The 26,244-nt window shown below is 73.7% G+C and carries 28 protein-coding genes and 1 pseudogene; 12 read left to right on the top strand and 17 right to left on the bottom strand.

Annotation, left to right across the window (positions count from 1 at the left end):
* Positions 1–63: 63 nt before the first annotated feature.
* Together ACZ6S8_RS22730 and ACZ6S8_RS22725 are read left to right on the top strand one after the other, a co-directional pair.
* Positions 64–1,206 carry a molybdopterin-dependent oxidoreductase gene (locus ACZ6S8_RS22730; RefSeq protein WP_469458436.1) on the top strand — a complete coding sequence of 381 codons (1,143 nt, stop codon included), beginning with the start codon at positions 64–66 and terminating at the stop codon, positions 1,204–1,206.
* Positions 1,206–1,610 (top strand): hypothetical protein, encoded by a 405-nt coding sequence (locus ACZ6S8_RS22725; RefSeq protein ID WP_469458435.1) that lies wholly within the window; start codon positions 1,206–1,208, stop codon positions 1,608–1,610. The genes ACZ6S8_RS22730 and ACZ6S8_RS22725 overlap by 1 nt, the downstream gene beginning before the upstream one ends.
* Before the next feature lie 81 nt (positions 1,611–1,691).
* Here the strand turns inward: ACZ6S8_RS22725 and ACZ6S8_RS22720 are convergent, their stop codons facing one another.
* The 5 genes from ACZ6S8_RS22720 to ACZ6S8_RS22700 form a co-directional block, all read right to left on the bottom strand.
* Entirely contained in the window at positions 1,692–2,351 is a 660-nt protein-coding gene (locus tag ACZ6S8_RS22720; RefSeq protein WP_469458433.1) for a class I SAM-dependent methyltransferase, read from the bottom strand.
* Entirely contained in the window at positions 2,348–2,968 is a 621-nt protein-coding gene (locus ACZ6S8_RS22715; protein WP_469458431.1) for a TIGR04282 family arsenosugar biosynthesis glycosyltransferase, read from the bottom strand. Before ACZ6S8_RS22715 ends, ACZ6S8_RS22720 begins: the two co-directional genes overlap by 4 nt.
* Positions 2,965–3,681: a glycosyltransferase family 2 protein gene (locus ACZ6S8_RS22710; RefSeq protein ID WP_469458430.1), complete on the bottom strand. Its 717-nt coding sequence runs from the start codon at positions 3,679–3,681 to the stop codon at positions 2,965–2,967. Before ACZ6S8_RS22710 ends, ACZ6S8_RS22715 begins: the two co-directional genes overlap by 4 nt.
* Before the next feature lie 246 nt (positions 3,682–3,927).
* Positions 3,928–4,992: an NAD-dependent epimerase/dehydratase family protein gene (locus ACZ6S8_RS22705; RefSeq protein ID WP_469458429.1), complete on the bottom strand. Its 1,065-nt coding sequence runs from the start codon at positions 4,990–4,992 to the stop codon at positions 3,928–3,930.
* A 151-nt stretch (positions 4,993–5,143) separates the two neighbouring features.
* Positions 5,144–5,956 (bottom strand): YhjD/YihY/BrkB family envelope integrity protein, encoded by an 813-nt coding sequence (locus tag ACZ6S8_RS22700; RefSeq protein WP_469458427.1) that lies wholly within the window; start codon positions 5,954–5,956, stop codon positions 5,144–5,146.
* Between the two features lie 352 nt (positions 5,957–6,308).
* On the opposite strand from ACZ6S8_RS22700, the gene ACZ6S8_RS22695 reads away from it, so the two are divergent.
* From ACZ6S8_RS22695 to ACZ6S8_RS22675, 5 genes are all read left to right on the top strand, one after another.
* Positions 6,309–7,151 carry a class II glutamine amidotransferase gene (locus ACZ6S8_RS22695; protein WP_469458426.1) on the top strand — a complete coding sequence of 281 codons (843 nt, stop codon included), beginning with the start codon at positions 6,309–6,311 and terminating at the stop codon, positions 7,149–7,151.
* 73 nt (positions 7,152–7,224) lie between these two features.
* Positions 7,225–7,644, top strand: a complete 420-nt coding sequence (locus ACZ6S8_RS22690; protein WP_469458424.1) for an SHOCT domain-containing protein — start codon at positions 7,225–7,227, stop codon at positions 7,642–7,644.
* 166 nt (positions 7,645–7,810) lie between these two features.
* Entirely contained in the window at positions 7,811–9,673 is a 1,863-nt protein-coding gene (locus ACZ6S8_RS22685) for a glycoside hydrolase family 15 protein (protein ID WP_469458423.1), read from the top strand.
* Positions 9,674–9,687: 14 nt separating this feature from the next.
* A complete protein-coding gene (locus ACZ6S8_RS22680; RefSeq protein ID WP_469458729.1) occupies positions 9,688–10,443 on the top strand; it encodes a GAP family protein in 756 nt (251 codons plus the stop codon).
* 197 nt (positions 10,444–10,640) lie between these two features.
* Positions 10,641–11,096, top strand: a complete 456-nt coding sequence (locus ACZ6S8_RS22675) for a DUF6325 family protein (protein ID WP_469458421.1) — start codon at positions 10,641–10,643, stop codon at positions 11,094–11,096.
* 120 nt (positions 11,097–11,216) lie between these two features.
* On the opposite strand, the gene ACZ6S8_RS22670 is transcribed toward ACZ6S8_RS22675, so the two are convergent.
* The 4 genes from ACZ6S8_RS22670 to ACZ6S8_RS22655 all read right to left on the bottom strand — a co-directional run bounded on the left by ACZ6S8_RS22670 (position 11,217) and on the right by ACZ6S8_RS22655 (position 14,541).
* Positions 11,217–11,510, bottom strand: coding sequence for an SHOCT domain-containing protein (locus ACZ6S8_RS22670; RefSeq protein ID WP_469458420.1), 294 nt, complete (start codon positions 11,508–11,510; stop codon positions 11,217–11,219).
* A gap of 220 nt (positions 11,511–11,730) precedes the next feature.
* A complete protein-coding gene (locus ACZ6S8_RS22665; RefSeq protein WP_469458418.1) occupies positions 11,731–12,159 on the bottom strand; it encodes a hypothetical protein in 429 nt (142 codons plus the stop codon).
* 233 nt (positions 12,160–12,392) lie between these two features.
* Positions 12,393–13,490 carry a carboxylate-amine ligase gene (locus ACZ6S8_RS22660; protein WP_469458417.1) on the bottom strand — a complete coding sequence of 366 codons (1,098 nt, stop codon included), beginning with the start codon at positions 13,488–13,490 and terminating at the stop codon, positions 12,393–12,395.
* An 88-nt stretch (positions 13,491–13,578) separates the two neighbouring features.
* Positions 13,579–14,541, bottom strand: a complete 963-nt coding sequence (locus tag ACZ6S8_RS22655) for a hypothetical protein (RefSeq protein ID WP_469458415.1) — start codon at positions 14,539–14,541, stop codon at positions 13,579–13,581.
* Between the two features lie 291 nt (positions 14,542–14,832).
* Between ACZ6S8_RS22655 and ACZ6S8_RS22650 the strand changes: the two genes are divergently transcribed.
* Together ACZ6S8_RS22650 and ACZ6S8_RS22645 are read left to right on the top strand one after the other, a co-directional pair.
* Positions 14,833–15,420: a DUF2231 domain-containing protein gene (locus tag ACZ6S8_RS22650; protein ID WP_469458414.1), complete on the top strand. Its 588-nt coding sequence runs from the start codon at positions 14,833–14,835 to the stop codon at positions 15,418–15,420.
* Positions 15,421–15,746: 326 nt separating this feature from the next.
* Positions 15,747–16,784 (top strand): virginiamycin B lyase family protein, encoded by a 1,038-nt coding sequence (locus tag ACZ6S8_RS22645; RefSeq protein ID WP_469458412.1) that lies wholly within the window; start codon positions 15,747–15,749, stop codon positions 16,782–16,784.
* Positions 16,785–16,898: 114 nt separating this feature from the next.
* On the opposite strand, the gene ACZ6S8_RS22640 is transcribed toward ACZ6S8_RS22645, so the two are convergent.
* Complete coding sequence (locus ACZ6S8_RS22640; RefSeq protein ID WP_469458411.1) at positions 16,899–17,051, bottom strand: hypothetical protein; 153 nt, start codon at positions 17,049–17,051, stop codon at positions 16,899–16,901.
* A gap of 682 nt (positions 17,052–17,733) precedes the next feature.
* Here ACZ6S8_RS22640 and ACZ6S8_RS22635 point away from each other — a divergent pair.
* On the top strand, positions 17,734–18,390 hold the full coding sequence (locus ACZ6S8_RS22635; protein ID WP_469458409.1) for a hypothetical protein: 657 nt from the start codon (positions 17,734–17,736) through the stop codon (positions 18,388–18,390).
* 168 nt (positions 18,391–18,558) lie between these two features.
* Here ACZ6S8_RS22635 and ACZ6S8_RS22630 read toward each other — a convergent pair.
* From ACZ6S8_RS22630 to ACZ6S8_RS22615, 4 genes and pseudogenes are all read right to left on the bottom strand, one after another.
* Positions 18,559–19,326 (bottom strand): annotated as a pseudogene (locus ACZ6S8_RS22630) (IS5 family transposase); the annotation flags it as partial.
* A gap of 150 nt (positions 19,327–19,476) precedes the next feature.
* Positions 19,477–19,647 (bottom strand): CPCC family cysteine-rich protein, encoded by a 171-nt coding sequence (locus ACZ6S8_RS22625; RefSeq protein ID WP_469458727.1) that lies wholly within the window; start codon positions 19,645–19,647, stop codon positions 19,477–19,479.
* Between the two features lie 58 nt (positions 19,648–19,705).
* Positions 19,706–19,867: a hypothetical protein gene (locus tag ACZ6S8_RS22620; RefSeq protein WP_469458408.1), complete on the bottom strand. Its 162-nt coding sequence runs from the start codon at positions 19,865–19,867 to the stop codon at positions 19,706–19,708.
* A gap of 389 nt (positions 19,868–20,256) precedes the next feature.
* Positions 20,257–20,529, bottom strand: a complete 273-nt coding sequence (locus ACZ6S8_RS22615; RefSeq protein WP_469458406.1) for a GlsB/YeaQ/YmgE family stress response membrane protein — start codon at positions 20,527–20,529, stop codon at positions 20,257–20,259.
* 389 nt (positions 20,530–20,918) lie between these two features.
* Here ACZ6S8_RS22615 and ACZ6S8_RS22610 point away from each other — a divergent pair, with 389 nt between their 5' ends.
* Complete coding sequence (locus ACZ6S8_RS22610) at positions 20,919–22,883, top strand: copper resistance CopC/CopD family protein (protein WP_469458405.1); 1,965 nt, start codon at positions 20,919–20,921, stop codon at positions 22,881–22,883.
* Between the two features lie 267 nt (positions 22,884–23,150).
* On the opposite strand, the gene ACZ6S8_RS22605 is transcribed toward ACZ6S8_RS22610, so the two are convergent.
* Positions 23,151–23,948, bottom strand: a complete 798-nt coding sequence (locus ACZ6S8_RS22605) for a DUF1775 domain-containing protein (protein ID WP_469458403.1) — start codon at positions 23,946–23,948, stop codon at positions 23,151–23,153.
* An 848-nt stretch (positions 23,949–24,796) separates the two neighbouring features.
* On the opposite strand from ACZ6S8_RS22605, the gene ACZ6S8_RS22600 reads away from it, so the two are divergent.
* Positions 24,797–25,105 (top strand): hypothetical protein, encoded by a 309-nt coding sequence (locus ACZ6S8_RS22600; protein WP_469458401.1) that lies wholly within the window; start codon positions 24,797–24,799, stop codon positions 25,103–25,105.
* 31 nt (positions 25,106–25,136) lie between these two features.
* Here the strand turns inward: ACZ6S8_RS22600 and ACZ6S8_RS22595 are convergent, their stop codons facing one another.
* Positions 25,137–26,024, bottom strand: coding sequence for a DUF4436 domain-containing protein (locus tag ACZ6S8_RS22595; RefSeq protein WP_469458400.1), 888 nt, complete (start codon positions 26,022–26,024; stop codon positions 25,137–25,139).
* A 38-nt stretch (positions 26,025–26,062) separates the two neighbouring features.
* Positions 26,063–26,244: agmatine deiminase family protein (locus ACZ6S8_RS22590; protein ID WP_469458399.1), on the bottom strand; the 182-nt coding region annotated here is incomplete at its 5' end.

Genomic DNA, 26,244 nt, shown 5'->3' with positions numbered 1-26,244 from the left:
CGTCCGTGTTTCGTAAGGTGTCGCGCCCACCCGCGGGAGCCCTGCCGGGGGTGTGATGGAGGCATGCGCTTCACACTGCCCCCCGGCCCGCCGGTCACCTTCACGGCGCGGCTGCACGACGCCCGCACCGCGACCGCGATCGGCCGCTGGCTCGGGCTCTCCTTCGCCGTCTGCTTCGCGACCGGTGTGCTGAGCCACTTCCTCCAGCACCCCCCGGGATGGCTGGCCGACTGGCTGCCGAGCCGCCCGTACTGGGGCTACCGGCTGACCCAGGGCCTGCACGTGGCCTCCGGGATCGCGGCGATCCCGCTGCTGCTCGCGAAGCTGTGGGCGGTCTACCCGCGGCTGTTCGTCCGGCCCCCGGTGCGCTCGGCGCTGCACGCGCTGGAGCGGCTGTCGGTGGCGGTGCTGGTCGCGGCCGCGCTGTTCCAGCTGTTCACGGGGTTGTTGAACACCTTCCAGTGGTACCCGTGGCCGTTCGGCTTCGTCCCCGTGCACTACGCGGTCGCCTGGGTCGTGACGGGCGCCCTGCTGCTGCACGTCGCCGTGCAGTGGCCGAAGATCCGGGACCACTTCACCCTGGGGTCCCCCGGAACCCTGGCGCTGCCCGAGGCCGACGGCCCGAACCGGCGCCAGCTCCTCCTCGGCGTCGCGGCCGCGGTGGGGGCGGTGACGCTGACGACCGTCGGGCAGTCGGTGACCGCCCTCGGCCGGCTGGACCTGTTCGCCCCGCGCAGCCCCGCCCACGGCGTCCAGGGCCTGCCCGTGAACCGCACGGCGGCCGCCGCGCGCGTCACCCCGGCGTCGCTGGCCGGCTGGCGGCTGACCGTGGCGGGACCGCGCCCGTACAGCCTGACGCTGGAGGACCTGCGCGCCCTGCCGCAGCACGAGGTCACCCTGCCCATCGCGTGCGTCGAGGGCTGGAGCAAGTCCGCCCGGTGGACGGGCGTCCGCGTGCGGGACCTCCTGGAGCGGGCGGGCGGCGGACCGGACGCACGGGCCCGGGTGGTGTCCCTGGAAGCGGCGGGCGCCTACCGGGTGATGGACATGGGCCGGCTGTACGCGCAGGACCCGCTCACGCTGCTGGCCCTGCGGCTGAACGGCGAGGAACTGTCCCTGGACCACGGCTATCCGGCACGGATCATCGCCCCGAACCGGCCCGGCGTGCTCCAGACCAAGTGGGTCGGCCGACTGGAGGTCGCGTGATGACGTTCCGACGGGTACTGGGCGGGTGCGGGGTGCTCGTCGCGGCCTGGGGCGGATGGCTGCTCGTCCGGCAGCCCGAACCCTGGCGGATCGCCCTGTGGCTCGGGGGAGCGGTCGTGGTGCACGACGCGCTCGTCGCCCCCCTCGTGCTCGCGGTCGCCGCCCTGACCGCGGCGATGGGCGTGCGCCTGCGCGGGGTCCCGCGCGCGGCGCTCGTCGTCGCGGGCTCCCTGACGGCGATCGCCCTGCCCGGCCTGCTGCGCCCCGGCGCCGCCGCCAACCCCACCGTGGTGCCGCTGGACTACCTCCGCAACTGGCTGCTGACGATGGCGGGCATCGCCGTCCTCACGCTCGCGTACACGGGTGCGCGGGCCGTACGGCGCCGCGCCGGTCGCCGCTCCTGACCGGAGCAGGCCGCTCCTGACTGGTGCCGGCCGGTGCCGGCCGGTGCCGGCCGGGCCCCCGCGAGCCCCGGCCGGCGCCCGTCAGCGCCGCAGGCGCACGAAGTGCCGGCCCGCCGCCTGCCAGGTGCCGGACCCCGTCCAGCCGGCGTCCCCCGCCGCGGCGGCGAGGGCGCGCGACCCGAGCCGGGCCCACCGGAACGATGCTCCCCGGCCGCCGTTCCCGTCCTCGACGAACACCTCGACGCGTTCGTCGACGTCGGCCGCCACCACCTCGACGAGCAGGGAGCCCCCGGGGGAGGTCAGCTCGGCGGCACGCCGCAGCAGGGCGGCGGGGTCCCCGCCGATGCCGATGTTGCCGTCGATGAGCAGGACCGTCCCCCAACGGCCCTCACGGGGCAGCGGATCGAAGACGGACCCGCACAGGGCGCTGCCGCCCGCCCGCACCGTACGGGCCACCGCCTCGGGGGTGACGTCCACGCCCAGGGCCTCGTGCCCGAGCCGGGCCAGGGCCGCGACCAGGCGGCCCGGCCCGCAGCCGATGTCCAGGACCGGGCCGGCGCAGCGGCTCAGGACCGTGCCGTCCGCGGCGTCGGGTTCGGCGCACCAGCGCTCCACCTCCAGCGGGAGCAGCCACCCGTCGTGCCGCCGGAGGTAGAGCGGGCCACGCCCGGCCCGCAGCGCGTCGGCGTACGGGTCGGCCTGCCAGGTACGCGGGGCCGGGCCGGTCAGCTGCGCGGTCATCGGGGCACCGCGCACAGGCCGCAGTGCAGGGCGGCGAAACGGGTGTGCGGAGCCTCCCGGGCGACCCGGTCCGCGTCGGCCGGGGTGTCCACGTCGCACAGCTCGGGCAGGTCCCGTACGGCCAGCCCCGCACCGGTCAGCCTGTGCCGCTGCACCGCGCCGGTCTCGGGCACGGACATCGGTACGCCGAGCAGCAGCGCCGGATCGGGGGCGGCCAGACCCAGTGCCCAGAACCCGCCGTCGTCGGCCGGGCCGAACCAGGCGTCCGCGTCGGTGAAGTCGAGCCCGGGCGCGAGCAGGCCGGGGGTGACCTGCGGGGTGTCCATGCCGATGAGCAGGGCCGGTCCGTCGGCCAGTGCGAAGGCGGCGGCCAGCCGGGCGTCCAGCCCGCCGCCGCACTGCGGGACGACCTCGATGCCGTCCGGGAGCCACGGTCCGGGCTGCCCGTCGAGCACCAGGACGCGGCGCCGGGCAGGCGTGGCCAGGACCGCAGCCAGGGTGTCCCGCAGGGCGGCGCGGGCCAGGTCGGCGGCCTGCTGAGGTGTGAACCGCGCGGTCAGCCGGGTCTTGACGCGCCCCGCCACGGGGGCCTTGGCGATGACGAGGAGGGTACTCACGCGGAAGCCCCCTCGGCCGGTGCGCCGAAGACGACCGGCGGCTCGGCCAGGACGCGGCGCATGTCCCGCACCGCGTGCCAGGTGCCGCGCCAGGTCCCGGTGACCTTCGACTTCCCGGAGCGGGCCAGGTACGGGACGTCCGTCTCGGCCACCCGCCAGCCCGCGTCGGCGGCCCGTACGACCATCTGCAGCGGGTAGCCGCTGCGCCGGTCGCTCAGCTCCAGGCCGAGCAGCGCCTCGCGGCGCGCCACCCGCATCGGTCCGAGGTCGTGCAGGCGCAGTCCGGTGCGGCGGCGCAGCATCCGGGCCAGGGCGAGGTTCCCGGCGCGGGCGTGCGCGGGCCACGCGCCGCGCTCCCGCGGGCGGCGCCGGCCCAGCAGCAGGTCCGCCTCGCCGGCCGCGACGCGCTCGGCCATCGGCGCGAGCAGGCCGGGGTCCATGGAGGCGTCGCAGTCGCAGAAGCAGACCAGGTCGGCGCGGGCGGCGAGCAGTCCGGCGTGGCAGGCGGCGCCGAAACCGCGCCGGGACTCGTGCACGACGGTGGCGCCGAGCGCGCGTGCGATGTCCGCCGAGCCGTCGGTGGAGCCGTTGTCGACGACGATGGGCCGCCAGCCGGCCGGGACGCGCGCCAGCACCCAGGGGAGGGCCTCGGCCTCGTCGAGGCACGGCAGTACGAGGTCCGCGCGGGGCGGACGACAAGCAGAGGAAGTCACCCTCCACACCGTAGGAACCCGACGGCAAAGAAACGGGCCGGTAGACCTTACGAAACGCGGACGCCGTACCCGGGCCGCCCCGGGGCCCCGGGCGCACCCGTACCCCGGACGGGGTCCGGAGCCGGTGCCCGTCCGCCGGCTCGTCCCCCCGCCCGCCCGTTCCGCCCGTAGGTTCCGCTCGTTCCGCTCGTTCCGCCCGTCCGCCCGTCCGCCCGTCCGCCCGTCCGCCCGTTCCCGCCCGGTCGCTCAGCCGGCGGCGCCGCTCGCCGCGCGCTGACCGGCCCGCGCGAACTCGGCCATCCCCGCCGCGAAGCCGACGGCCGGGCGCCAGCCCAGCTCCTCCCGCAGCCGGGCGGAGTCGGCGGTCACGTGCCGGACGTCACCGAGCCGGAACTCGCCCGTCACCACCGGCGCCGGCCCGCCGTGTGCCGAGGCGAGCTCCGCCGCCATCTCCCCGACGGTGTGCGGTTCCCCGCTGCCGGTGTTGTACGCGGTCAGAGCGCCCGCCGGCCGGGCGCCGACCGCTTCCAGTGCCACGACGTTGGCGGCGGCCACGTCCCCGACGTGCACGAAGTCCCGGCGCTGCGCCCCGTCCTCGAAGACGCGCGGCGCCTCGCCCCGGGCGAGCGAGGAGCGGAAGAAGGACGCGACGCCCGCGTACGGCGTGTCCCGCGGCATGCCCGGTCCGTACACGTTGTGGTACCGCAGGGACACGGCCCGGCCGTCGACGCACCGCGCCCACGCCGCGGCCAGGTGTTCCTGGGTCAGCTTGGTCGTGGCGTACACGTTGCGCGGATCGGTCGGCGCGTCCTCGCCGACCAGGCCCGGCGCGAGGTCGGCCCCGCAGGCGGGGCAGCGGGGTTCGAACCGGCCGGCCGTCAGGTCCGCCCGCTGCCGGGGGCCGGGCCGCACCACCCCGTGGCGCGGGCACGCGTACCTGCCCTCCCCGTAGACCACCATCGATCCGGCGAGGACGAGGCGCCGCACGCCGGTGTCGGCCATCGCGGCCAACAGGACCGCCGTCCCGAGGTCGTTGCAGCCCACGTAGTCGGGGGCGTCGGCGAAGTCCTGTCCGAGGCCGACCATGGCCGCCTGGTGACAGACCGCGTCCACTCCGCGCAGGGCCGCCCGCACCGCGACGGCGTCCCGCACGTCGGCGTGGAGGAACCCGGGGTCGGGCAGGGGCGGGGTGCCGGGGTGCGCCGCGGGCAGCAGGGCGTCGAGGACGACGGGCTCGTGGCCGCGGTCCTTCAGGGCGTTGACGATGTGGGAGCCGATGAATCCGGCTCCGCCGGTGACGAGTACGCGCATGCCGGGGACGGTACGCAGGGTGCACCGTCCGGGAGGTCTCCCACGCACACCCGTAAGGCTTCCGTCATGCCGGCCGCCGGGACCGGGTGGGCGGAGGTCGACACCACCGCGCGCCGGCAGCCGACCGCGATGCCCCTCGTGCGGCCCCCGGTCAGGGGGACGGGGCGGCCGGCGGCGCGGGCGGCGTCCGCAGGCGCCGGGCCGGCAGGGGCTCGTGGGCCACCACGTACCCGACGGCGACGGAGAGCGTGATGACGACGAAGAACATGATCAGCCAGGACAGCAGGACGAAGATCGAGCCGAGGCCGCCGAACTCCCGCATGCTGCGCTCCACGGCGTGCGGCATGTAGACCTTCGAACCCACCGACAGGACCTGCCCCCCGACTCCGGCCAGGACCGCGCCGGGCAGCAACGGCAGCCAGGGGACCCGGCCGCCGAGCAGCAGGTGCTGGGTCCACCACCACAGCAGGGTGCCGGTGACCACGGCGACGAGGAAGCCCACCGCGCGGCCGGCGCCGAAGGCGTCCTGAACCGGCCCCTGGAACAGCAGCGCGACCAGCCAGACGACGAGCCAGGCCAGCCACCGCCACGCGGCCAGCCGGGCCTTCGCCTTGGGCAGGTGCCAGGAACGTTCGCACGTCGTCTGGAGGGCGCGGCTGCACGCGGTCGCCGAGAGCAGGGTCACCACGATCCCCACCCCGCTGGTGCCGGCCACGGCCGTGGCATCGGTGGAGGCGTACACGGCCCGTACCTGGTCGAGCGCGGCGTTCTGGAGCCCCAGCGTCGCGCGGATGGACGACACCAGCTGGTCCTGGAGCCAGTCGGGCGCGACGGCGGCGATGACGAAGACGGCCGGCAGCGCACCGAGGAAGGCCTGCGCGGCCAGCCGGGTCGCGCAGTCGAGGATCCGCACGGCGGCGAGCTGCTCCAGGAGCCGGCCCAGCAGTGGGGTGTGCCTGCGCATCCAGCCGGGTACGGCGAGCCGTGCCCGGACCGGCATCCGGTTCGGGCACGGCGGGCTCCTCGGGGACGGACTGCGACGGCGGCGACCGCCTCCCAGAACCATGGCGGAACACCGCGGGTCCGGCACGTCGGCCACTCGGCGCGCCGCCGCCCGCGCGCTCCCGCCCCGTACGCCCCACGTGGCGCTCCCCAGGGAGTGAGCTGAGAATGGGAGGGCCGGACAGGGACCGCCGCCGTACCGCGAGCGGCGCGCCCGGCGACGAGACCACGGGCGCGCTCGACGCGCCCGTCCGGCTCCGGGGCGTGGGAAGGCCGTTCGGTCCCGCCACGCAAGAGGACTCAGGTGATGACCCATGTGCCGATGGCTCGCGTACTCGGGAACGCCCATGCTGCTCGACACCATCCTGTACAAACCGGCCCACTCTCTGATCGACCAGAGCCTGCACTCCAAGCTCGGCGTGGAGACCACGAACGGCGACGGTTTCGGCGTCGGCTGGTACTCGGAGTACGCGGAGGACAGCACCACTCCGGCGCTCCTGCGCGACATCGGTCCCGCCTGGAACAACCGCAACCTCAGGGAGCTCGCGGACCACGTCCGCTCGCCGCTGTTCTTCGCGCACATCCGGGCGTCGACCGGCACGGCGGTGCAGCAGTCGAACTGCCACCCGTTCCGGCACGGCCGCTGGATGTTCATGCACAACGGCGCCATCACGGGCTTCCACCTGATGCGCCGGGACCTCACCCTGCTCGTCGACCCCGCGCTGTACGCGGACATCGGGGGGACCACGGACTCCGAGGTGATGTTCTACCTCGCCCTGACCTTCGGCCTCGACCAGGACCCGCCCGCCGCCGTGGCCAGGATGGCGGGCGTCGTGGAGCGCGCGGGCCGTGACCACGGGGTGGAGTTCCCCCTGCAGATGACGCTCGCCATCACCGACGGCGAACGCGTCTGGGCGTTCCGCTACTCGACCGGGCACACCTCGCGCTCGCTGTTCTACAGCAGCAGGGTGGACGCGCTGCGTCGGCTGCACCCCGACGTCGCGTTCCTGCGGGACGTCTCCGAAGAGACCCGCCTCATCGTGTCCGAGCCCCTCGGCGACCTGCCCGGAGCCTGGAACGAGGTACCGGAGAGCACCTACGGCGTCGTACAGCCCGGAGGCGACGAACTGCACGACTTCGTCCCGACACCCGCGTGACGCGACAGCCCCCGAGGCCGCGCGCCGTTGTGCGGGTCCGTCAGGACCCGCCCCACCTACAGGAGACCGGGCCATGCAGAACTCGCTGCTCAACCTGGCAGAGGACTTCGACTACCCCCTGCTGAACGCCTTCTGGACCATGATGCTGTGCTTCCTCTGGGTGCTGTGGTTCATGCTGCTCTTCCGCGTCATCGGCGACATCTTCCGCGATGACGGGCTGAGCGGCCTGGCGAAGGCCGGCTGGACCGTCTTCGTCATCCTGGTGCCCTACCTGGGCGTGTTCGTCTATCTCATCGCCCGGGGCCGCGGCATGGGCGAACGCGAGATCAGAAGGGCCCAGCAGCAGGAGCAGGCCTTCCGCTCCTACGTGCGCGACAACGCCGGGACCACCAGCCACGCCGAGGACCTGGCGCGGCTCGCCGAGCTCAAGAACCGCGGCGACCTCACGGCGGCCGAGTACGAACAGGCCAAGGCCAAGGTCCTCGCTTCCTGAACGGCGGGACCGGTGCCGGGCTCCGGCACGGCACCGGGCGTCCGACGGCGCGCCCGCAGGCCTTGCGGGAAAGCCGTGCTCCGGCAGCGGTCCGGGACGCCCCGTGCCGGACCCCGGTCCCGAGAACCCGCGCTGCCCCGGCAGCCCCGCTCCTCGTGGAGAGCCGATGCGTTCCTACCCGCCGATCGCCGAACACGGTCTGATCGGGGACCTGCAGACCTGCGCCCTCGTCTCGTCCGAGGGCGTGCTCGACTGGTACTGCGCCCCCCGCTTCGACTCGCCCAGCGTCTTCGCCTCCCTCCTCGACGACACCCGCGGCGGCTACTTCGCCGTCACCGCCGAGGAGCCCCCGGGCCCCGACGGCGAACCGCCGACCGCCCCCGACATCGTCACCCGGCAGCTCTACCTGGCCGACACCGCCGTCCTCATCACCCGCTTCCTCACCACCGAAGGCGTGGGCGAGGTCATCGACTTCATGCCGGTCCGCGACCCGCACACCGTCACCGACCGGCACCGGATCGTGCGGGTGGTGCGCGGTGTCCGGGGAACCGTACGGTTCGCCGTTCAATGCCGTCCGCGCTTCGACTACGGCCGGAGCCCGCACGAGCTGTCGCTCGACGCCGAGGGCGCCCGCTTCGACGGACCGGGCATCACCGCGTACCTCCAGGCCTCGGACCGGGTGGTCCTGGAGGCCGACGGGACCGACGTACGGGCCACCGTGACCCTCGCCGAGGGCGAGCGCGCGGCCACCGTGCTCACGGTCTGCGACCCGGACGGCGCGCCTCCGCCCCCGGTGGACGCGGACGACCTGGTGGCCGAGTTCGACGCCGTGCGCGACTTCTGGCACGGCTGGATCGGACGCTGCACGTACCGCGGGCGGTGGCAGCAGATGGTCAACCGCTCCGCCATCACCCTCAAGCTGATGACGTACGCGCCGACCGGCGCGCCGATCGCCGCCGCCACCATGGGACTTCCCGAGCAGGAGGGCGGCGAACGCAACTGGGACTACCGCTACACCTGGGTCCGCGACGCCTCCCTGTCGGTCCGCGCCATGCGCGCTCTCGGCTTCACGGCCGAAGCCGACGCCTTCCGCGGCTGGCTCCTCCGGCGGCTGGCGGACGGGGGCGCGCCCAACGGCGAGCCCCTGCAGATCATGTACCGCGTGGACGGCGACCCGTACCTGACCGAGGAGGTCCTCGACCACCTGCACGGCTGGCGGGGTTCGATTCCGGTGCGCTCGGGCAACGGCGCCGCGGACCAGCTGCAGATGGACATCTACGGGGAGGCCGTCTACGCCCTCGCCCAGTCCGGCCGGACCGGCGACATCGTGGGCTTCGACGACTGGCAGCGCTGCGCCGCGCTGCTGGACTGGCTGTGCGAGAACTGGGACCGCCGCGACGAGGGCATCTGGGAGACCCGCGGCGGCCAGAAGGACTTCACCTACAGCCGCCTCATGTGCTGGGTCGCCCTCGACCGCGGCATCCGCCAGGCCACGGCCACCGCCCGCCCCGCCGACCTCGTCCGCTGGACCGCGGCGCGGGACGCGATCCTGGAACAGATCATGGCCCTCGGCTGGAGCGAGGAACGCGGCGCCTTCGTCCAGGAGTACGAGAGCACCGTCCTGGACGCCTCGCTGCTACTCATGCCCCTCGTCGGCTTCATCACCCCCGCGGATCCGCGCTGGCTGTCCACCCTCGACGCCATGGACGGCGAACTCGTCTCCGACAGCCTCGTCTACCGCTACGACCCGGCCGCCTCGCCCGACGGCCTCCAGGGGGCGGAGGGCACGTTCTCCCTGTGCAGCTTCCTCCACGTCCACGCCCTCGCCCGGGCCGGCCGCCTCCACCAGGCCCGCTACTCCTTCGACAAGATGCTCACCTACTCCAACCACGTCGGGCTCTACGCCGAGGAGATCGGCCTCACCGGCGAACAACTCGGCAACTTCCCGCAGGCCTTCACCCACCTCGCCCTCATCACCGCGGCACTCGCCCTCGACGCTGAGCTCGACCGCGCCGCGGACGCCGCCTAGCGGTGGCCGCCGCCATGGTGCTCGACCTGCTCCTCATCGGCCTGGCCGTGACGCTGTTCCCGCTCCCCGTCATGGCCTTCGTCCTGGTCGTGTCCGGATCGCGCGGGGTGCGCAACGGCCTGGCCTTCATCCTCGCGTGGCTGGCGTGCCTGGTCGCCGTGATGGCGGTCGTCCTGCTGCTCACCGGCGGTCAACCGCCTCCGCCCCGCTCGCCCCCGTCGATCGCGGCCCTGGCGGCCACGCTCGTCATCGGGATCGGCCTCGTGGTGTACAGCGAGCGGCGCCGCCGCCGCGGCAGGCGGGCGAAGACGGCCCAGGGTCCCCCCGCGCCCGAGCCGACGGCCCCGGCCGAGCCGACGGCCCCGGCGAGCCCGACGGAGCCGACGAGCCCGGCAGATCCGGCAGACCCGACCGACCCGGCCGGTACGTCCGTGACCTCCCGCATGGACGACGCCACCGGGTGGTCCGCGGCGGCCCTCGCCGTGCTCCTCCAGCCCTGGGGGCTGGTCGGCGCGGCCGCTGCCACCGTCGTGCAGGCCGACCTCTCCCACACCGAGTCCTTCCTGGCCCTCATGGGCTTCTGCCTCCTGGCCACCTCCACCCTGCTGGCCATGGAGCTGTACATCGTGTTCTCGCCCGAGCGGGCCCAACGCGTCCTGCTGGGCCTGCGGGGATGGCTGGAACACCACAAGGACCCGGCGATCGTCGTCATCTGCCTCCTGCTGGGGCTGTGGCTCGTCGGCCGGAGCCTCTACCAGCTCACCGGCTGAACCCGGCGCCCGTCCCGCAGCCCGCCGGGGACGGCGACGGCGCGGGCGCCGGGCGAAGGTGCGGGGCCCCACGGCGGGTGCTGCAATGAGAACAGAACCGTGCCCGGCCATCGAAGCTCCCCCGACCGGCCACCGGCCCGCTCGGGCCGGGCGCCGGCGGAGCGACCGCCGGGCCGAGCCACGCGCAAGGAGTGCTCATGAGCGACGACATCGAAGACATGGGCCCCGTCGACTACCTGGTCGTCGAGTTCCCCGGAAACCGCATGACGGGCGAGGCGTTCCCCCTGCTGATCGACCTGGTGGAGAAGGGCATCATCCACATCCTCGATCTCCGCTTCGTGCGGAAGGACACGGACGGAACCGTCACGGCCCTGGAACTCACGGGCCTCGACGACGACACGAACTCCTTCGCCCTGTCCGTCTTCGAAGGCGCGTCCTCCGAACTGCTGGGCCAGGACGACCTCGACGAAGCCGGCAACGCCCTCCAGCCGGGCAACGCGGCCGCGATCCTGGTGTACGAGAACCGGTGGGCCGCTCCCTTCGCCCGGGCCCTGCGCCGCAGCGGCGCGCAGATGGTGGCGGGCGGCCGCATCCCCGTCCAGGCGCTCCTCGCCTCCCTCGACGCCGACGAAGGCGCCCTGCCGCCGCAGTGACCCGGCCGGGCCGGCCCTTGCACGGCGAATCCCGCAGTCGGGGACGGCGTCTCCGACTGCGGGATTCCCCGCGTGGCCGGCCGGCGGCGAACGCGGTGCGGCGAACGCGGTGCGGGGTGGTCAGGTGCCGAGGATCACGCTCTTCTGCTGGGCGAACTCCGCCTCGGTCAGGATGCCCTGCTCCTTCAGCGCTCCGAGTTCCTTGAGCTGATCGATCCTGTTGCCCACGTCGTCCGCCATCGACGGCGGCGCGGCAGCGGGTGCCGGTGCGGCGTACTGCTGCGGCTGCTGCTGGGCCTGGCTTTCCTGCCCGGCCCACCTGCCCGCCTGGCGCCGGGAAACACGGTTGGACACCGCCGTCGCCGTACCGGCGACCACCGCGGTGCGGGCGACGCCCCGAAGAAGACCTGGCATGTCGTTCTCCCTTGCTGACGGGGCCGGCACGACGGGCCGGCCGTCGGCCCCCTACCGCTTCCCAGCATCGCACCTGCGTGCGGGGCCCGCCGCGCCACGGCTCCGCCCCGCCGGCCCGGGGACGGGCCCGCCGGCCGGGTCGCCCCGTCACCCGGCCGGCAGTCAGGCCGCCCGGCGGGCGCCGAGCGCTCCGTGCGCGGCCGTCAGGCGGCAGCCGTCGTCAGCACTTGAGCCCGGTGGACGCGGCGGTCGTCGCCTGCTCCAGCTGCTGGATCTGCGGCTGGAGCTGGGTCAGCGCCTGCTGGCCCGTCGTGTCGCCCGGCAGGTCGTCGTACGCCTTCTTCAGCCCCTCGGCCGCGCTCTGGACGGCCGACCGCTCGGCCTCCTTGAGCTGACTCGTGTTCTCCTTGACGCTGTTCCAGTCGTCCTGGACGGCCTGCTGGGCGTCCTTGACCTGGTCCTTGGTCGCGTTCGCCGGGTCGAGCGCCTTGAGCTTGGCGTTGTCCGCCTTGAGCGCGTTCAGGTCGGTGCACAGCTCGCTCGCGGCCTTGGTGGCCTCCTCCGAGGGCGAGCTGCTGTCGTCGGAGCAGGCGGCCAGGCCGAAGAGCGCGGTGGCGCAGAGCAGACCGATCACGGGAAGACGCTTCATGGAGACTCCTCGAAGGGGATGGGGCCGGTCGGATCCACACGGAACCCATCACCACATACACACGAGCGCGCACCGCCCGCACCCGCACACCCGCCGTCCGGCTCCCCCGACGCTCCGCCGCGCCTCCGCCGTCCGGCCCGGGACCAGGCGGCTCGCGGCCCGGTGGAACCGTACGCGGATCCCGTCGCCGGCGGAGCGCCGCCCGGGTGAACGGGCCCCGCTCCGGGGGCCGCTCAGCCGGTGGTCGCACCCGCGGTGATCAGGGCCGCCACGGCCGGCAGACCGGTGTCGGCCAGTGCCCGCCGCTGCCGGTCGGCCGCCGTGCCCTGCCGGAGGAGCCGGTGGACGAGGGACCTCACCTCGCGGTAGTCACCGTTCTCCTCCAGGGCGGGCCGGACGTGCTGGAGGAGCGCGCCCAGCACGTCCGCGCCGCGCCGCAGCCGGCCGCCTGCCGGATCCAGGAGGGTGCCGGTCACCCCGTGCCGGGCCGCGTGCCACGTCGCCGCCTGCAGGACCTCCGGCGGGCACAGCGGGGGAGCGGCTCCGGCCTTCTCCTCGGCGATGGCGGTGGCGACGAGGCCGCGGACGATTCCGGCGAGCATCACCGCGTCGTCCGCCTCCAGCTGCACGTCACAGCAGCGCACCTCGACGGTCGGGTACCGCTCGGAGAGCCGCGCCTGCCAGTACATCTGGCCCCGGTCGGGGACCAGCCCCGACTCCACCAGCCCGTCGGCCCGCGCCTCGTAGTCCGCGAGCCCCGCGAAGTACGGTGCGGGTCCGCTCACCGGCCAGCGGCCGAAGACGATCGTGCGCCAGCTGGCGAACCCGGTGTCCCGGCCGTCCCACAGGGGCCCGTTCGCCGACATCGCCAGGAGGGTCGGGAGCCAGACGCGCAGCCGGTTCAGGACCGCCACCCCGGTCTCCCGGTCGGGGACCCCCACGTGCACGTGCATGCCGCAGATCAGCTGCTCGTCGACCAGCAGCCGTGCTTCGGAGCGCATCTCCAGGTACCTCGCCGTGTCGGTGACGGGTACCGGCAGGACGTCCCTGACCGGCGCGGTCGCGGAGATCGCGATGCGGCAGCCGTTCGCCTGGGCCGAGGTGGCGACCGCGTGGCGCAGCCGCAGGAGGTGACCCCCGACCTCCTCCAGGGCCGTGCACACGGGGGTGGCGACTTCGATCTGCGCCTGGAGCAGTTCGTCCTGGACCTCCTGCTCGTCCGCGATCGGCGCCAGGCTGGCCGTGGCCCGTACCTGCCGCACGAGCGGAACGGGCAGGAGCGTGTGCGGATCGACCAGCAGGTATTCCTCTTCGACGCCCACAGTGATCATGCCGGGTGGGTACCCCGGAGCCGGCCTGATCACCCGGGCGGGGCGCCGTTTCGGCGTGACGGGGTACACGGGGCGGGCATTCGCCGCGTCAGGGGCAGCTCGCGGCGGGGTCGTCGTGCGTGAGGACGCAGATCATCTGCTCGCCGCGCCGGTGATCGGGATAGGCGGCCCGGAGCTCGGCCCGGAAGTCGTTCCACTGGCGGGTCGTCTCGGCGGTGGCCCCGGCGACGGCACGGTCGAAGTTGTCGCCGGTCCTCGAACGCTGGGACGCGGCGGTGTCCTTGTTCAGGTCGCGGTTGTGGGTGACGCGGCCCGCGCAGTCGCCGTCCTTGACGCCGCTGGAATCGAAGTCGGAGTAGCAACCGGTCGCCAGGTCCTCGGGGATGAGCGCCCGGGCCTCGCGGGTCCAGTCGGCGTCCTCCATGCCGCTGTAGCGGCGGACGTCGAAGAAGGGGGCGACCCCGTCACGGGCGAGTCCGGGGGGATTCCCGACGCCGACCGCACCCGGCGCGGCGCGGTCGGACCAGTTCGAATGGGCGTAGAAGTCCTGGACCGGGTGCCAGCTGCGGCCGAGCTCCTCCAGTACGTCGCACTTGGCGGGACCGGGCGTCTCCTGCCAGGTACAGGGGGACGACAGGTCGCTCTGGTCGGCCCGGACCGCGCCGCGGGCGTCGACGAGGCCGTCCGCGGCCCGGACCGCGTTGCGGAAGTGGGCGACGGAGGTCCGGACGCAGGCGAGGAGCTCGGTGGTGGCCTCGTCCCGGCTGCGGGGATAGTCCTCGACGTGGCGCGGGGCGAGGTAGTCGGCGTTGTCGCAGTGCAGGGGGCCGATGAGGAAGTACCCGCCGTGGTCGTCGGCGTTGACGGCTCCCTTGCGGGCGTCGGCCATGGCGGACAGGGTGACCGGTTCCCAGGACAGGGCGGCGCGCGTGACGGTCTCGTGGTTGCCGCCGGTGAACGCGAGGGCGGGACCGGCGGGCACGCCGGCCAAGGTGATCACGGTCGCGGCCGCGGCGGCCGTGCGCAGCAGGTGCGGCTTGCGGTTCGACACGGGACGCTCCAGTCGTCGCGACGGAGGCGGATGTCCGGCATCCAGCCTAACCAACGAACGGCGCGGACGCCGGGGGCCGTGCGGGCCACGTGGGGCGCGGGCCGGGACGGGCGCAGGGGCCGGGCGGCCCCGCGATCGGCGCCTTCGGACGGGCCTCCGGGCGACCGGCGGTGAGCCGCGCCATCCCGGCGGTGAGCCGGGCGCCCGAACGTGAGCCGGGCGCCCGACCCGTTCGGAGGCAGTCGGCCTCGTGTACGCGACCGGGGCCGCCGTGCCGGGTAGGCGTCGGGCATGAACCCCACACATGCCGCCGACACCCCCCGGACGGGCCGGACGGGCGCGGTGCTCCGCACGGGATCCGTCCGGTGGCTCACCGCGCTGGGCCGCATCGAGCGGACGACCGCGGCGGACCCGGCCGTCCGCGCCCTCCAGCGGGGGATCCGCGCCCTTCCCCTCGGCGGGGCCCGGGACCTGCTGCGTGTACGGCCCATGGGCCACCCCCTCCACCCCGTACTGGTGCAGGTGCCGATCGGCTGCTGGCTCTCGGCCTCCGTCCTCGACGCGGCCGTACCGGGGTCCCGGAACGCGGCGGCGACCCTGACGGCGGTCGGGCTCGCGGGGGTGGGGCCGGCCGCGGTCGCCGGCTGGGTCGACTGGGCGGACCTGCCGCCCGAGCAGGCCCGGGTCGGCCTGGCCCACGCGCTCGCGAACGCGGCCGCCGTCACGTGCTACGCGGTGTCCCTGGGGGCCCGGCTGGGCGGCCGCCAGGCGAAGGGCCGGCTGTGGTCGCTGGGCGGCCTGGCCGCGGTGGCCCTGACGGGCGCGCTCGGCGGACACGTGGCGTACCGGCAGTCCGTCGGCACGGACCCGGCGGGCTGACCGACCGGCGCCGCCGCGGCGGGCGGAGGGGTGGGGACGGGGCGAACGGGCCGTCCCGCGGTCCGAGCGGCGCCGGCCGGGCACGGGGCGGCCTGCCCACCCCACGGTACGAGGGACCGGCGCCACGTACGACGGCCCGGCTCGGTGTACATCCGTGGCTCCCGGTACGGACCCCGGGCACGGTCCCGCCGGCTCGCGCGCATTGGAGTGGCCCGCGCCGGGCGGGAGGGCGTGGCTCCCGCCCGGCCCCCGGCCGCTGCCTAGGGTCGGCGGGACCAGGCCGGCACGGCACACGGCCGACCGCTCCGGAACAGGTGGGTGGAATCGTGGAACGCACCACGGCCGAGTCGCACGCACACGAGCCCCGGACCCCCGAGCCCCGGACCCCCGAGCCCCGGGCGCACACGGTCCAGGCCCGCGCGGGCCGGACACCCGCGGGCCGGACCCGGCACCGGACGGCCCGCCGCCTGGTCGCCCTCGCCGGACTGCTGCTCCTGTGCGCGCTGCCCGCGGGACCGGTGGGCGCCGCCCAGCCGGACGACGTACGGTCGCCCCTCAACCCCCCGCTGTACGTCTCCGACTACGGCAACAACCGCGTCGTCACCCTGCCCGCCGACGGCGGCGGTCAGACCACGCTCCCGCTGGACGGCCTGGTACGACCGACGGGCCTGGCCTGGGACCGTACGGGCGGCCTCTTCGTCGCCGACACCGGCAACAACCGCGTGGTGCGGTCCTCCCCGGACGGGAGCGGGCAGGTCACCGTTCCCACCGAGGGCCTCTCGCGCCCCCTGGGCCTCGCCGTCGACACCGCCGGCACGCTCTACATCGCCGACAGCTTCAACGACCGCGTGGTGAAGGTGCCCGCGGACGGCAGCGGCCAGACCACCGTTCCCACCACGGGACTGCTGCACCCCTGGGGCCTGGCCCTGGAGCCCGACGGGGACCTGTACATCTCCGATTTCGTCAACGACCGCATCGTGAAGGTCGCCGCGGCCGGGGGCGGGCAGTCCACCGTCCCCACCACCGGCCTCTCCCAGCCCACCGGCCTCGCGCTGAGCTCGACCGGGGACCTCTACGTGTCGGACAGCGGCAACAACCGCGTGGTGCGGATCGCCGGTGGCACCGGCGCCCAGAACACCGTGCCCACCAGCGGCCTGAGCAGCCCGCTCGGCCTCGCGCTCGACGCCCAGGGCATGCTCTTCGTGGCCGACGCCTTCAACAACCGCGTCGTCCGCGTCCGCCCCTCCGACGGCGCCCAGACCACTCTGGACTCCTCCGGCCTCAACACCCCCACCGGCCTCGCCTTCCCGCCCCGCCGCGCCCGCCCGGCGGACCAGGGCCCGCAGGCCGGCGCGGTGCGGTAGAAGTCACGACCGGGGGGCCGGGCCATGCGAAAGGGGCGGGGGGGGGGGGGGGGCGGGGGGGGGGGCCCCCCCCCCCCCCCCCCCCCCCCCCCCGCCCCTCGAAGAGCCTTCAGGTCAGAGGATGACGTTGTAGTAGTGCCAGCCGTTTCCGACCAGGACGGCCTCGTTGGACACGAAGTCGAAGAGGTTCCCTTCGCGGGCGATGCCGACGGGCTCCGTAGCGGTTCCCGAGGGTGTTCGTGCCCGTGCCGGCGGTGCGGGGTACACCCACATCTTGAGACGGGGTCGATGGCGACGGCGTCGGTGTAGCCGTCGCCGTTGCAGTCGGGACGGCTCTGCGTCCTGCTGGGCCACAGACCCTTGCCGGAGGCGTTGCAGAGAAACAAGCATGCCGCGCGGGTTCAGTACGGTATAAGCGGGCTGATGACGGCCTGGGAGGGTAGAACGCCGCGATTGGGCGACGAGGTTCTTGCGACGGATCCGCTGGAGAAACCGCCGAGCGTCCGGTGGCGAGCTTTTCATCGCGGAGCACGACTCGCACGTCAACAAGCTGTCCCTGGTCACGGAGAACGGGTGGAGGAGATCTCGGCAACCCATGGGCACCCCTTCTGGTCCCCCTCCGGACATGGTTGGAGGGAGGCAAGCCAGTTGGTCGCTGGGACGCGGGGTTGACGCCGGTCCATACCTCGAAGGATCACGTTAGACCGTCGGATGGGCGGGCCTGTGACATAGCTGCCACCAAGGCCCGTCATCGGAATGGCGTCTGGAAGGTCATGCGACATCTCAGCGCGTCGCGGATGCGGCCGTGCGAGATGGGCAAGCGGCCATCAGTAGGTGATTGGCGGCCACCAAGGGTTCTTCCTTCGCGGTTCTGCTTCGCTCGGTTACGGTGGATCCTGGGCTCTCTAGGATTCTTCATCATGGCTATCTACATCAAATGGGGGGCGGCGTGGAGAAGTTCACCGAGTCCGACTTCGGCTTAACTGAACTGTCGGGGACGTTTCTTAATGAGGACTGGGGCTACGGAGGAGTGAAAGAGCAGGTCGTCCTGCACTTTTTGACGCCGGGACAGGGGTTCCAGATCGGCCTCCGGTGCCGCCAGGCCGCTGAGGCCCTCAGGCTCGATGTCGCGGCAATGTTGGCGTCGCCGCTGGAAGATCGGCAGATCGAGCTGCTGTGGACACTTGCTACAGATGGTTGTTACGGGTTCCGCTCAGACGAGTCGGGGCGAGATTTCCTGAACGCTGTGCATGCCGTCTGCGTGCAGTGGCAGGAACTCCACGGAGCAGTTTCGCTGAATTCGGAGGCGAATCTAACCTCTCCCGAGGTTCTGGAATGCGTGCTGAGTCTGATCGCCGGGACGCCGTTGATCTTTCCCGCGGGATTCCGGGCGGAACGCCAGCCCGCCGTCGGAGAAAGTCGAATTGCATTGGATGAATGTGCTAGATCAATCTCTGCCGAATTTGCTTTTCGCTTTCTTTTGAGAATTCATATGGGTAGCGGTATCCCGGTGGACCGGTCATGGTGGGGTCGATATCAGGAAGCAGCCCGGATGCTATCTCTCGGGGAATTCGTGATCGAGCCGGTAGAGTCGTTCGTCCGTTAGATATCGGCCCACGCCCGTAATTCCCTTCTGAGTAGAGCCCCGGCCGACTGGCCGGGGCTCTGTCTCCCTCGGGAGAGGGGGGTGGGCTGATGTGTCATTCGACATCGCGATCGGCGGGCGAAGGCGCGTAGGCGGTCTCCTGTGGGTCACCGGACTGAAGGTGCCTTCGAGGTGGAGCCCGGCGAGGTAGATGGTGGACGTCTCCTCGTAATGGGTGGCGATGCCGCGCCATTACTTGGGGCGGTGGATGCACCGCTCGACGGTGTTGCGCTGCTTGCAGGTCTCACGGTCGAAGGCGGGTGGTCTGCCGTCCTGGCTGCCTCGGTGGAGCCGGTGGCCCTGCTGGTCCGCCGAGACGGGGATCACCACACGGATTTCGCGCATGCGCATGAGCGCGCGGATGGCCCGTGACGAATAGGCGTTGTCGGCCAGGACCACGGCCGGTCGAGTACGCGGTCGTCTGCGCCGTCGGTGCACGCGCAGATGCGCCATGACGTCCGTGAAGGCGGGGAAGGCAAAGGGCCGTGGGCAGCGAGAAGAGTCATGATGGTTAGTCCGCCGCGGCAGCGGCCAATGCCGTGGTCTGCTGGTTCGTGGGCCTACGTTCCCTTCTACGGGCCCCAGCCGCATGCTGGTGTGCCCGCACGATCGTGGAGTCCCCCGATACGGCCCAGGTAGGGTCCCTGCCGGCATCGGCTTGCGCCATCAGCGCGATGAATACCCGCTACCAGGTGCCGTCGAGTGCCCGCATCCATCCGTAGCCGGTTATAGACGCCTCGCCAGTTGCCGTACTTTTCCGGTAGGCGGACCGACTGTCTGGAACGTGTAGGCGATCTCATGGATCACCTTGCGACCTCACCACCGTACGCCCCGTGTCGGTGTCCGGTCCGGAAGTAGCGGTTCGATCCGCACCCACTGCGCATCAGTCAACGGCATGGGTGGACAAAGAGAACCAGCGATGCTGGAGGTCAGTGACGTCCGAAATCTGGCGCCGTGCTTCCGACAACCACAGCCCCTCACCGCCACGTGTCATCGACTCATCACGTCTCTCTTCCTCCTGGTAGTCCAACCGGGCCTGCGCCAAGCTCAGCCGCCCGTTGGGACCGCCCCGGACGATGTGAGCATCCGCGCCGTCCTGCCATGCCAGCCGCACTCTGGGCAGATCTCAAAATTCGCTCGCTCCTCCAACGTTCGCTGGAAGCAGCACGGGCACGCGATGAGGCCGTTCTCGGTGTCATTTGCAGGACTAGCAGGCATTCCTTCAGCGACCATGTCGCCATCGTCCCGCTCCCCAGAGTGATCCACAATGGACGAGCTAGCCCACGCGGGTGCCGTACGGACCCAGGTCGGTTAGGACGTCGGCGAGTTGCTCCGGCGTGAGGGCAGTGGCGGCGGTACGCCGGCTGTCCAGGAGGAAGGTGAGGTGGCAGCGGTCGGAGGTGAGCACGGCGAAGACGGTCGCGAGATACGCGGCCAAGGCGCTCCATGCATCGTCCGCCTCCCGCGCCGCCTCCCAGGTCACCGTGCCGGTGCAGGGCGGCGTTGGCGACTCCGGGTCGGTGGGTGATCTCGTCCAGCGGGGCGTCCAGGCCCTGGGCGGGGAAGGGCTGCCGGGCGGTGGCGACCGGCAGTTCGCGAGTGCGCCGCGCGTCGCGCCGTGCCGGTACGGGATGCTGCGAGCGCTTCGGGCCGAGCGGCAGGTCCAGCTCCTCCCTCGCGTAGCGGAGGCCGTTCCGCCGTTCCCCCGTACCGATGACAAGCGGTGGGGGAGCGCGCCGTTCGCCGTTGCCCCGGGCCGGGAACGCGTCAGGGGTTCGCCCGTGAACGGGCGAACCCCTGTACGTGTGACGCCGCGCGGGCGCGGTGTCAGGCGTGGCTGCGACGGCCGCCGGTGACGACGCGGTAGATGACCAGGAGGATCACCGAGCCGATGATGGCGGCGATCCAGGTGGAGAGGTCGAAGAAGCCGTCGATGGAGTCGACGCCGAATATGACCTTGCCGAGCCAGCCGCCGAGCAGACCGCCGGCGACGCCGATGAGGATGGTGATGATGATGCCGCCCGGGTCCTTGCCCGGCATCAGCGCCTTCGCGATGAAGCCTGCAATCAGACCGATGAGGATCCAAGCGATGATGCCCACGATGCGTCTCCTACCTCGTCGTATAAAGCCTGTGTCAGAACACCGTCTGTTCTCTGCGGGAGCTTTCAAACCTGCCTGATTCAAGGAACCTCGCGAGCGGTCGCGGCCCGCGGCGGAATCCCGGGCGGACGGGCCGGCGCGGAGCGGGCGCACCGTACAGGGAGAGCGCCCCCGGCCGGGTCCCGCGGGCAGGCTTTAGCCGAAGATGCGCAAGCCCCTCCGCCCCCGGGCCGGCGGGACTAGGGTCCACATCTCGCCCTGAGTTCCCGACCCGCCCGCGTCCGACCCGTCGCTCCCGGGGGAGCCCCGCCGTCCGACTCCCGCCGTGCACGACCGCACCCGGGCGGCGGTGCCGCCTCCGGCGACCGCCCCCGGAGACTGCCTCGCCCATGCACACTGGATCGCCGACCTCCACGACGCCGCGGACCCTCCTGACCCTGTTCGCCGCCCTGCTCACCGTGATCGCCCTCGTCCTGAGCGCGGCGGGGCCGGCCTCCGCGCACACCGCCCTCAGCGGGTCCGATCCCGCCGACGGCACCGTCCTCAAGACGGCTCCGCGTCAGGTCACGCTCACCTTCACCGAGTCGGTCAGCTTCTCGGACGACTCCCTGCGCGTGCTGTCGCCGGACAACGAGCGCGTGAACCCGCGCCCGGCGCACCACGCGGACGGCCAGGAGCACACCGCCCGGGTGGAGCTGTCCGACGGGATCCCGCAGGGCACGTACACCGTGGCCTGGCGGGTCGTCTCCGCCGACGGCCACCCGATCTCCGGCGCGTTCGTCTTCTCCGTCGGGCGGCTGTCGGAGACCGCCGCCGTGGTGGCCACCGGTTCGCCGGACGACACCGCGGCCAGCCGCCTGTACGGCTTCTTCCGGTACGTCGCGTACAGCGGTCTCGCGCTCCTCGTCGGCGCCGCGGCGTTCGTGCTGCGCTGCCGGCCCGAGGCGGGGGCGGCCCGCCCGGTGCGCCGGCTGATCGTCGCGGGATGGGCCGCGCTGGTGGCGTCCACCGCCGCCCTGTTGCTGCTGCGCGGCCCGTACGAGACCGGCGCCCCGCTCACGTCGGTGCTCGATCCGTCCGACCTGGCCCGGACCCTCACCGGGAGGCCCGGGATCGCGCTGCTCCTACGACTCGTGCTGCTCGCGGCCGCCGCGGCCGCGCTGCGGTGGCCCGCCGCACGGCTCGACCGGCAGGGCGCTGGAGCGCCGCCACCGCTCCCCGGGACCCGGGTCCGCGCGGCCGCTGCGGTGCTCGCCCTGGCGCTGGCGCTCACCTGGGCCGCCGCCGAACACGCCTCCGCCGGCATCCAGGTGCCGCTGGCCGTCCCCGTCGCCGTCCTGCACCTGCTGGCCATGGGGGTCTGGCTGGGCGGGCTGATCACGCTGGTGGCCCTCCTCCGCCACCGGGGGGCCGGGCCCGGCAGCGCCGATGTCGTTCCGGCGTCCGCGATCGGCCGCTTCTCGGCCCTGGCCTTCACCGCCGTCGCCGTCCTGGTCGCCACCGGGGTCTACCAGTCCTGGCGGCAGGTCGGCTCCTGGGAGGCGCTGACCACCACGTCGTACGGCCGGATCCTGCTCGTCAAGATCGCCGCCGTGCTGCTGGTCCTGTGCGCGGCGGCCTTCGCCCGCCGGTGGACCGCCCGTCTCCTCCCCGGGGAGCTGCCGGTCGCGGGGACCCGGGAGGTGCCCGAGCCGGAGCGGGTGAGGGTCGTGCAGACGGTCGGGGCGCCGACCGGCGCCGGGTCACCCGCCGCCGCACCCGGGTCCGCCTCCGCCGCCCCCGACCCGTCGGGCGACGGGGCCGGGCCGCCACCGGCGGACGTTCCGGAGGCCGACCCTGCGGGCACCCCCGCGGACGACCGGTACCGGCGCGGCCTGCGCCGTACGGTGACCGCCGAAGCCGTGCTCGGCGTGGTGGTCCTCGCGCTCACCACCCTGCTCACCGGGACCCAGCCCAGCCGCGCGGCCGGCGAGAGCGCCCAGGCGGCCACGGCGCAGGAGCCGCAGGCGAAGGTGGTCACGTTCCCGTTCGACATGGGGACGGCCGGCCGCAGCGGTACGGCGCAGGTCACGCTCGCGCCCGGACGCGTGGGCGAGAACACGGTGGAGGTCGTGGTGTTCACCGCGGACGGGGGCCTGGCCACCGTCCCCGAACTCCGCCTCACGCTCACCCAGGAGGACCTGAAGATCGGCCCGCTCGACGCCAGGCTGAAGAACCAGAAGGGGTTCTGGGCCGCCTACGACCTGCGCCTGCCCATGCCCGGCGAGTGGACCCTGAACCTGACGGTCCGCACCACCGACATCGACCAGGTCACCGTGCGCGAGAGCGTGCGCATCACCTCCCCGCAGCGATGACGGCCTCCGGGTGACGGTCTTCGGCTGACGGCCTCCGGGTGACGGCCCCGCGGCCGTGGGGGGGGGGGGGGGGGGGGGCCGGGCCCGGGGGGCGCCCCCCCCCCCGCCGGCGCGGGGGGGGGGCGGCGCCGGGCCCCCCCGCGCGCCCCCCCCCCCCGCCGCCCGCCCCTCGCCCCCGCCCCGCCCCGCGCGCCCCCCCCGGCCCCGCCGCCGGGCGCGCCCCCCCGGCCCGCGCCCGCCCCCCCCCACGGCCGTACGGGCCGGGTGTCAGGCCCGGGCCCGGCTGCGCCGGAGCCACCAGAACGCGCCGGCGGCGGCGAGCAGGACGACCGCCGCGACGACGCCGACGACGGCTCCGGTACTGCTGCCCGCCTCCTCGCCCGCCGCCGGCGGGTTCGCCGAGGCGACGGGGGCAGAGGGGGCCGCCGCGGACGGCCGGCCGGACGGCTCGGCGCTCGGGGGCGGGGTCGGGGACGGCGAGGGGCTCGGGGCGATCGCCCTGGCCCCGAGGGCCGCTGCCTTCAGCTGCAGGACCGGGGCCGGATTGTCGACCTTCTCGCCGTCGGTGGGCACCTCGATCCAGCGGGAGACCTTCCCGTCGCCGTAGGTCTCCAGCGTCTTGAACGCCAGGGACTTCTCGTCCGGCAGCTGTCGGACCGTGATGCTGTACTCGGCGTCCGTGCCGGTGGCGAGCGCGGCGCCGCCGATCGCGTACCCGTCCGGGGTCGCGGCGAGCTTCCATCCTTCGGGAGCGTCCTTCAGCGTCACGGTGTCCGGGGCGATGCCCTTCGGCAGGACGACCCGGAGCTCCGCGATGCCGGCGGTGTCCGACTCCGCCTCGGACGTGAAGGACAGCGTGACGTTCTCGGCGAGCGCACGCGGGTCGGAGGCGCTCACCCCGGCGTGCGCTGCGGCCGGTCCGGCGGCCAGGCCCAGGACCACCAGGGCGCCGAGGCCGGCGGCGCCGAGCCTGCGCAGGCGCGTACGGGTCTCTGCGCCGGTGTTCGCTCCGGTGTCTGAACCGATGTCTGGGCTGGTGTATGCGCCGGTATCTGATCCGGTCATGATGGCGGAACCCTCTCGGTGCGTGGGGCGGGCCTCGCCGTGTCGGCGCACGGCCCGCCGGGATCAGGGGAACGTCTCCCGCCCATCGGACGGGAGGTCCCCGACGCACCACCGCGTGCCGGAGCACCGTCGTCACCGACAGCCGCGGGGCGTGGCCGTCCGGCGGTACGCACACCGCCCGCGGGCGGGGCCGGACGCGGGACCGGCAGCCGACCCCGAAGGCCGCGCGGGCCGTGGCGGCCGCCGTGCCGGCCCAGCGGCCGACCGTCTCCGGGAGCCGGCTGAGCACCCGGTCCGCGCGGTACATGAGGAGTGCCATCAGGCACGCGGCCGCGCAGTGGGCCACCGTAATGGCCCACGGGCCGTGGTGCACCGCGTGCGCGGTCTCCGGCACCCCGCTGTACCCGTCGTGGTGCCCGTGCCGTACGGGATGCCGTACGGACACGGCGCGGTGCAGCAGGAGTTGGGCGGCCCCGGTGGCCGCGAGCACCTGCCACCAGGACCGGGAGGTGCGGGCCGCGGGCCACGCGCAGGCGAAGACGCCGGTCGCTCCGAGCGCCGATCCCTGCCAGAACACCGCTTCCCCCGAGGCCAGTCGGTGGGCCACGACGGCCAACACCGAGCTGAACACGGTGAAGACGACAGCCCGCAGCCACGGTCCGCTCCGCCGTGAGGGCCGCGGACACGCGAGCGTCGCTGCGCGGACTCCGGTCATGTCGGGGTCATCATTCACCGCACCCCGGTACCCGCAGGCCCCAACTGTCAATTGCGGAGCAGTTTTCCCGCTCCCGCCGGGCGGCGGCGGAAAGCGTTGGCGGCTCCGACGGTCAGGGCCGTAGCATCCCGCCGTGATCGATGACGAGCCGAACGATGCCGCGGAGACCGGGCGAGTGCCGTGCCGGCGCGGCAGGACGGTGTGCCTCGCACCGCTCGACGCCGACGCCGACGACGCCGAGCTGATGCACGCCTGGCGGTCCGATCCGGTGGCCGCGTACGAGGTCGGCTTCTGGCCGCGCTCCCTGTCCTCCCTGCGCGAGCGCATGGAGCGGGACAGGGACGATCACGAGCGGGACGACTTCACCGTGCTGCTGCCCGACGGGCCCCTGCTCCGCGCGGAGCGGGAGGCGCTGGACCGCCCGCGGTCGTGGGAGCACTGACGGCGCCGTCGGGGTTCCGTCGCCGGCCGCGTCAGGGCTCCGCGCCCACCGGCGGGTCCGTGGTGCGGCGGGGTTCGGCGCGGATGCCCGCGACGACCACGGTGATCAGGCAGAACGCGATGACCGTCTCCGCCCACAGGAACGCGAGGTAGTCGAGCAGACAGCCGATGGGCGGGGTGCCCGGGGCCGTGTTGCGGAAGGCCGCGAGGGCGAACAGCGTGGCGGCCATCCAGCCGAGGGCGGGCCAGGTGAGCCCCTTGCGGCGGGTGACGAGGAACCACCCGCCGATCAGGACGGACACGGCGAGCGCCCACATCGCGATCATCATGAACACCGCGAAGACGAGCACGCTGTTGGACCGGGCCAGCCCGATGTCGAGGACGGCGGCGCCGTCCGCCGTCGAGGCGTCCACCGCGGCGGAGAAGAGCACGTCGTTGTTGGAGAACAGGACCCGGACCGGCACCTTCTCCCCGCCGAGCACCGCCCCGAACTCGACGGCCGCCTCGTACGAGTCGAACGGGTAGTCGGTGATGGAACCGCCCGTCATCGCCACCGGTACGTCCAGGGTGGAGATGCGCTGGTGGGCCTTGAAGGTCAGGTCGCCCCGGGTCGCCGTCGAGGTCTGCAGGGTGAGGTCCTCCACGGGGGAGACACCGCCGGCCTCGGCCAGGGCGCCCCGGGGCGTGACCAGCACGCGCAGCACCATCTCCCGCCCGGCCGCGTCGACGCGCTGGACGGTCGCCTCGACGTCGACCCGGTCGGGATCGGCGCGCCCCGCGGTGTACACCGTGTCCAGGGCCTGGCGCTCGCCGAACTGGAGCCAGGCCCCCGCGGCGACCGCCGCCACGATGGCGAGCAGGATCAGGCCGGGCAGCAGCGGAACGCGACGCGTGGGGGAGGAGCGCCTGGGCTGGGACACGGTGTCTCCGGTGGTGCGCGGGTGTTGGGGGGTGGGGGTCAGGGGGCGGGTGTGCCGGGTTGGTCGTGGGTGGAGCAGTGGATGCCGCCTCCGCCGGAGGCGATGGTATCGATGGGGACGGGGACGATGTCTCGTGTGGGGAAGTGTTCGCGGAGGATGGCGCGGGCTCGGTCGTCGGCGGTGCGGTCGCCGAATTTGGGCATGAAGACGGCGTCGTTGG

Source organism: Streptomyces sp. NPDC048461, assembly GCF_055587105.1.
The sequence above is the reverse complement of the archived record's forward strand: the minus strand, read 5'-3'. Positions and strand labels throughout refer to the sequence as shown.

Bases quoted from the DNA above. Each gene is read 5' to 3' on its own strand.
- ACZ6S8_RS22650 (WP_469458414.1), top strand. From the start codon at position 14,833: ATGAACCCCACACATGCCGCCGACACCCCCCGGACGGGCCGGACGGGC.
- ACZ6S8_RS22705 (WP_469458429.1), bottom strand. From the start codon at position 4,992: ATGCGCGTACTCGTCACCGGCGGAGCCGGATTCATCGGCTCCCACATC.
- ACZ6S8_RS22665 (WP_469458418.1), bottom strand. From the start codon at position 12,159: ATGAAGCGTCTTCCCGTGATCGGTCTGCTCTGCGCCACCGCGCTCTTC.
- ACZ6S8_RS22610 (WP_469458405.1), top strand. From the start codon at position 20,919: ATGCACACTGGATCGCCGACCTCCACGACGCCGCGGACCCTCCTGACC.
- ACZ6S8_RS22725 (WP_469458435.1), top strand. From the start codon at position 1,206: ATGACGTTCCGACGGGTACTGGGCGGGTGCGGGGTGCTCGTCGCGGCC.
- ACZ6S8_RS22675 (WP_469458421.1), top strand. From the start codon at position 10,641: ATGAGCGACGACATCGAAGACATGGGCCCCGTCGACTACCTGGTCGTC.
- ACZ6S8_RS22670 (WP_469458420.1), bottom strand. From the start codon at position 11,510: ATGCCAGGTCTTCTTCGGGGCGTCGCCCGCACCGCGGTGGTCGCCGGT.
- ACZ6S8_RS22680 (WP_469458729.1), top strand. From the start codon at position 9,688: ATGGTGCTCGACCTGCTCCTCATCGGCCTGGCCGTGACGCTGTTCCCG.
- ACZ6S8_RS22690 (WP_469458424.1), top strand. From the start codon at position 7,225: ATGCAGAACTCGCTGCTCAACCTGGCAGAGGACTTCGACTACCCCCTG.
- ACZ6S8_RS22660 (WP_469458417.1), bottom strand. From the start codon at position 13,490: ATGATCACTGTGGGCGTCGAAGAGGAATACCTGCTGGTCGATCCGCAC.
- ACZ6S8_RS22605 (WP_469458403.1), bottom strand. From the start codon at position 23,948: ATGACCGGATCAGATACCGGCGCATACACCAGCCCAGACATCGGTTCA.
- ACZ6S8_RS22625 (WP_469458727.1), bottom strand. From the start codon at position 19,647: ATGCCTGCTAGTCCTGCAAATGACACCGAGAACGGCCTCATCGCGTGC.
- ACZ6S8_RS22685 (WP_469458423.1), top strand. From the start codon at position 7,811: ATGCGTTCCTACCCGCCGATCGCCGAACACGGTCTGATCGGGGACCTG.
- ACZ6S8_RS22700 (WP_469458427.1), bottom strand. From the start codon at position 5,956: ATGCGCAGGCACACCCCACTGCTGGGCCGGCTCCTGGAGCAGCTCGCC.
- ACZ6S8_RS22720 (WP_469458433.1), bottom strand. From the start codon at position 2,351: ATGACCGCGCAGCTGACCGGCCCGGCCCCGCGTACCTGGCAGGCCGAC.
- ACZ6S8_RS22695 (WP_469458426.1), top strand. From the start codon at position 6,309: ATGTGCCGATGGCTCGCGTACTCGGGAACGCCCATGCTGCTCGACACC.
- ACZ6S8_RS22730 (WP_469458436.1), top strand. From the start codon at position 64: ATGCGCTTCACACTGCCCCCCGGCCCGCCGGTCACCTTCACGGCGCGG.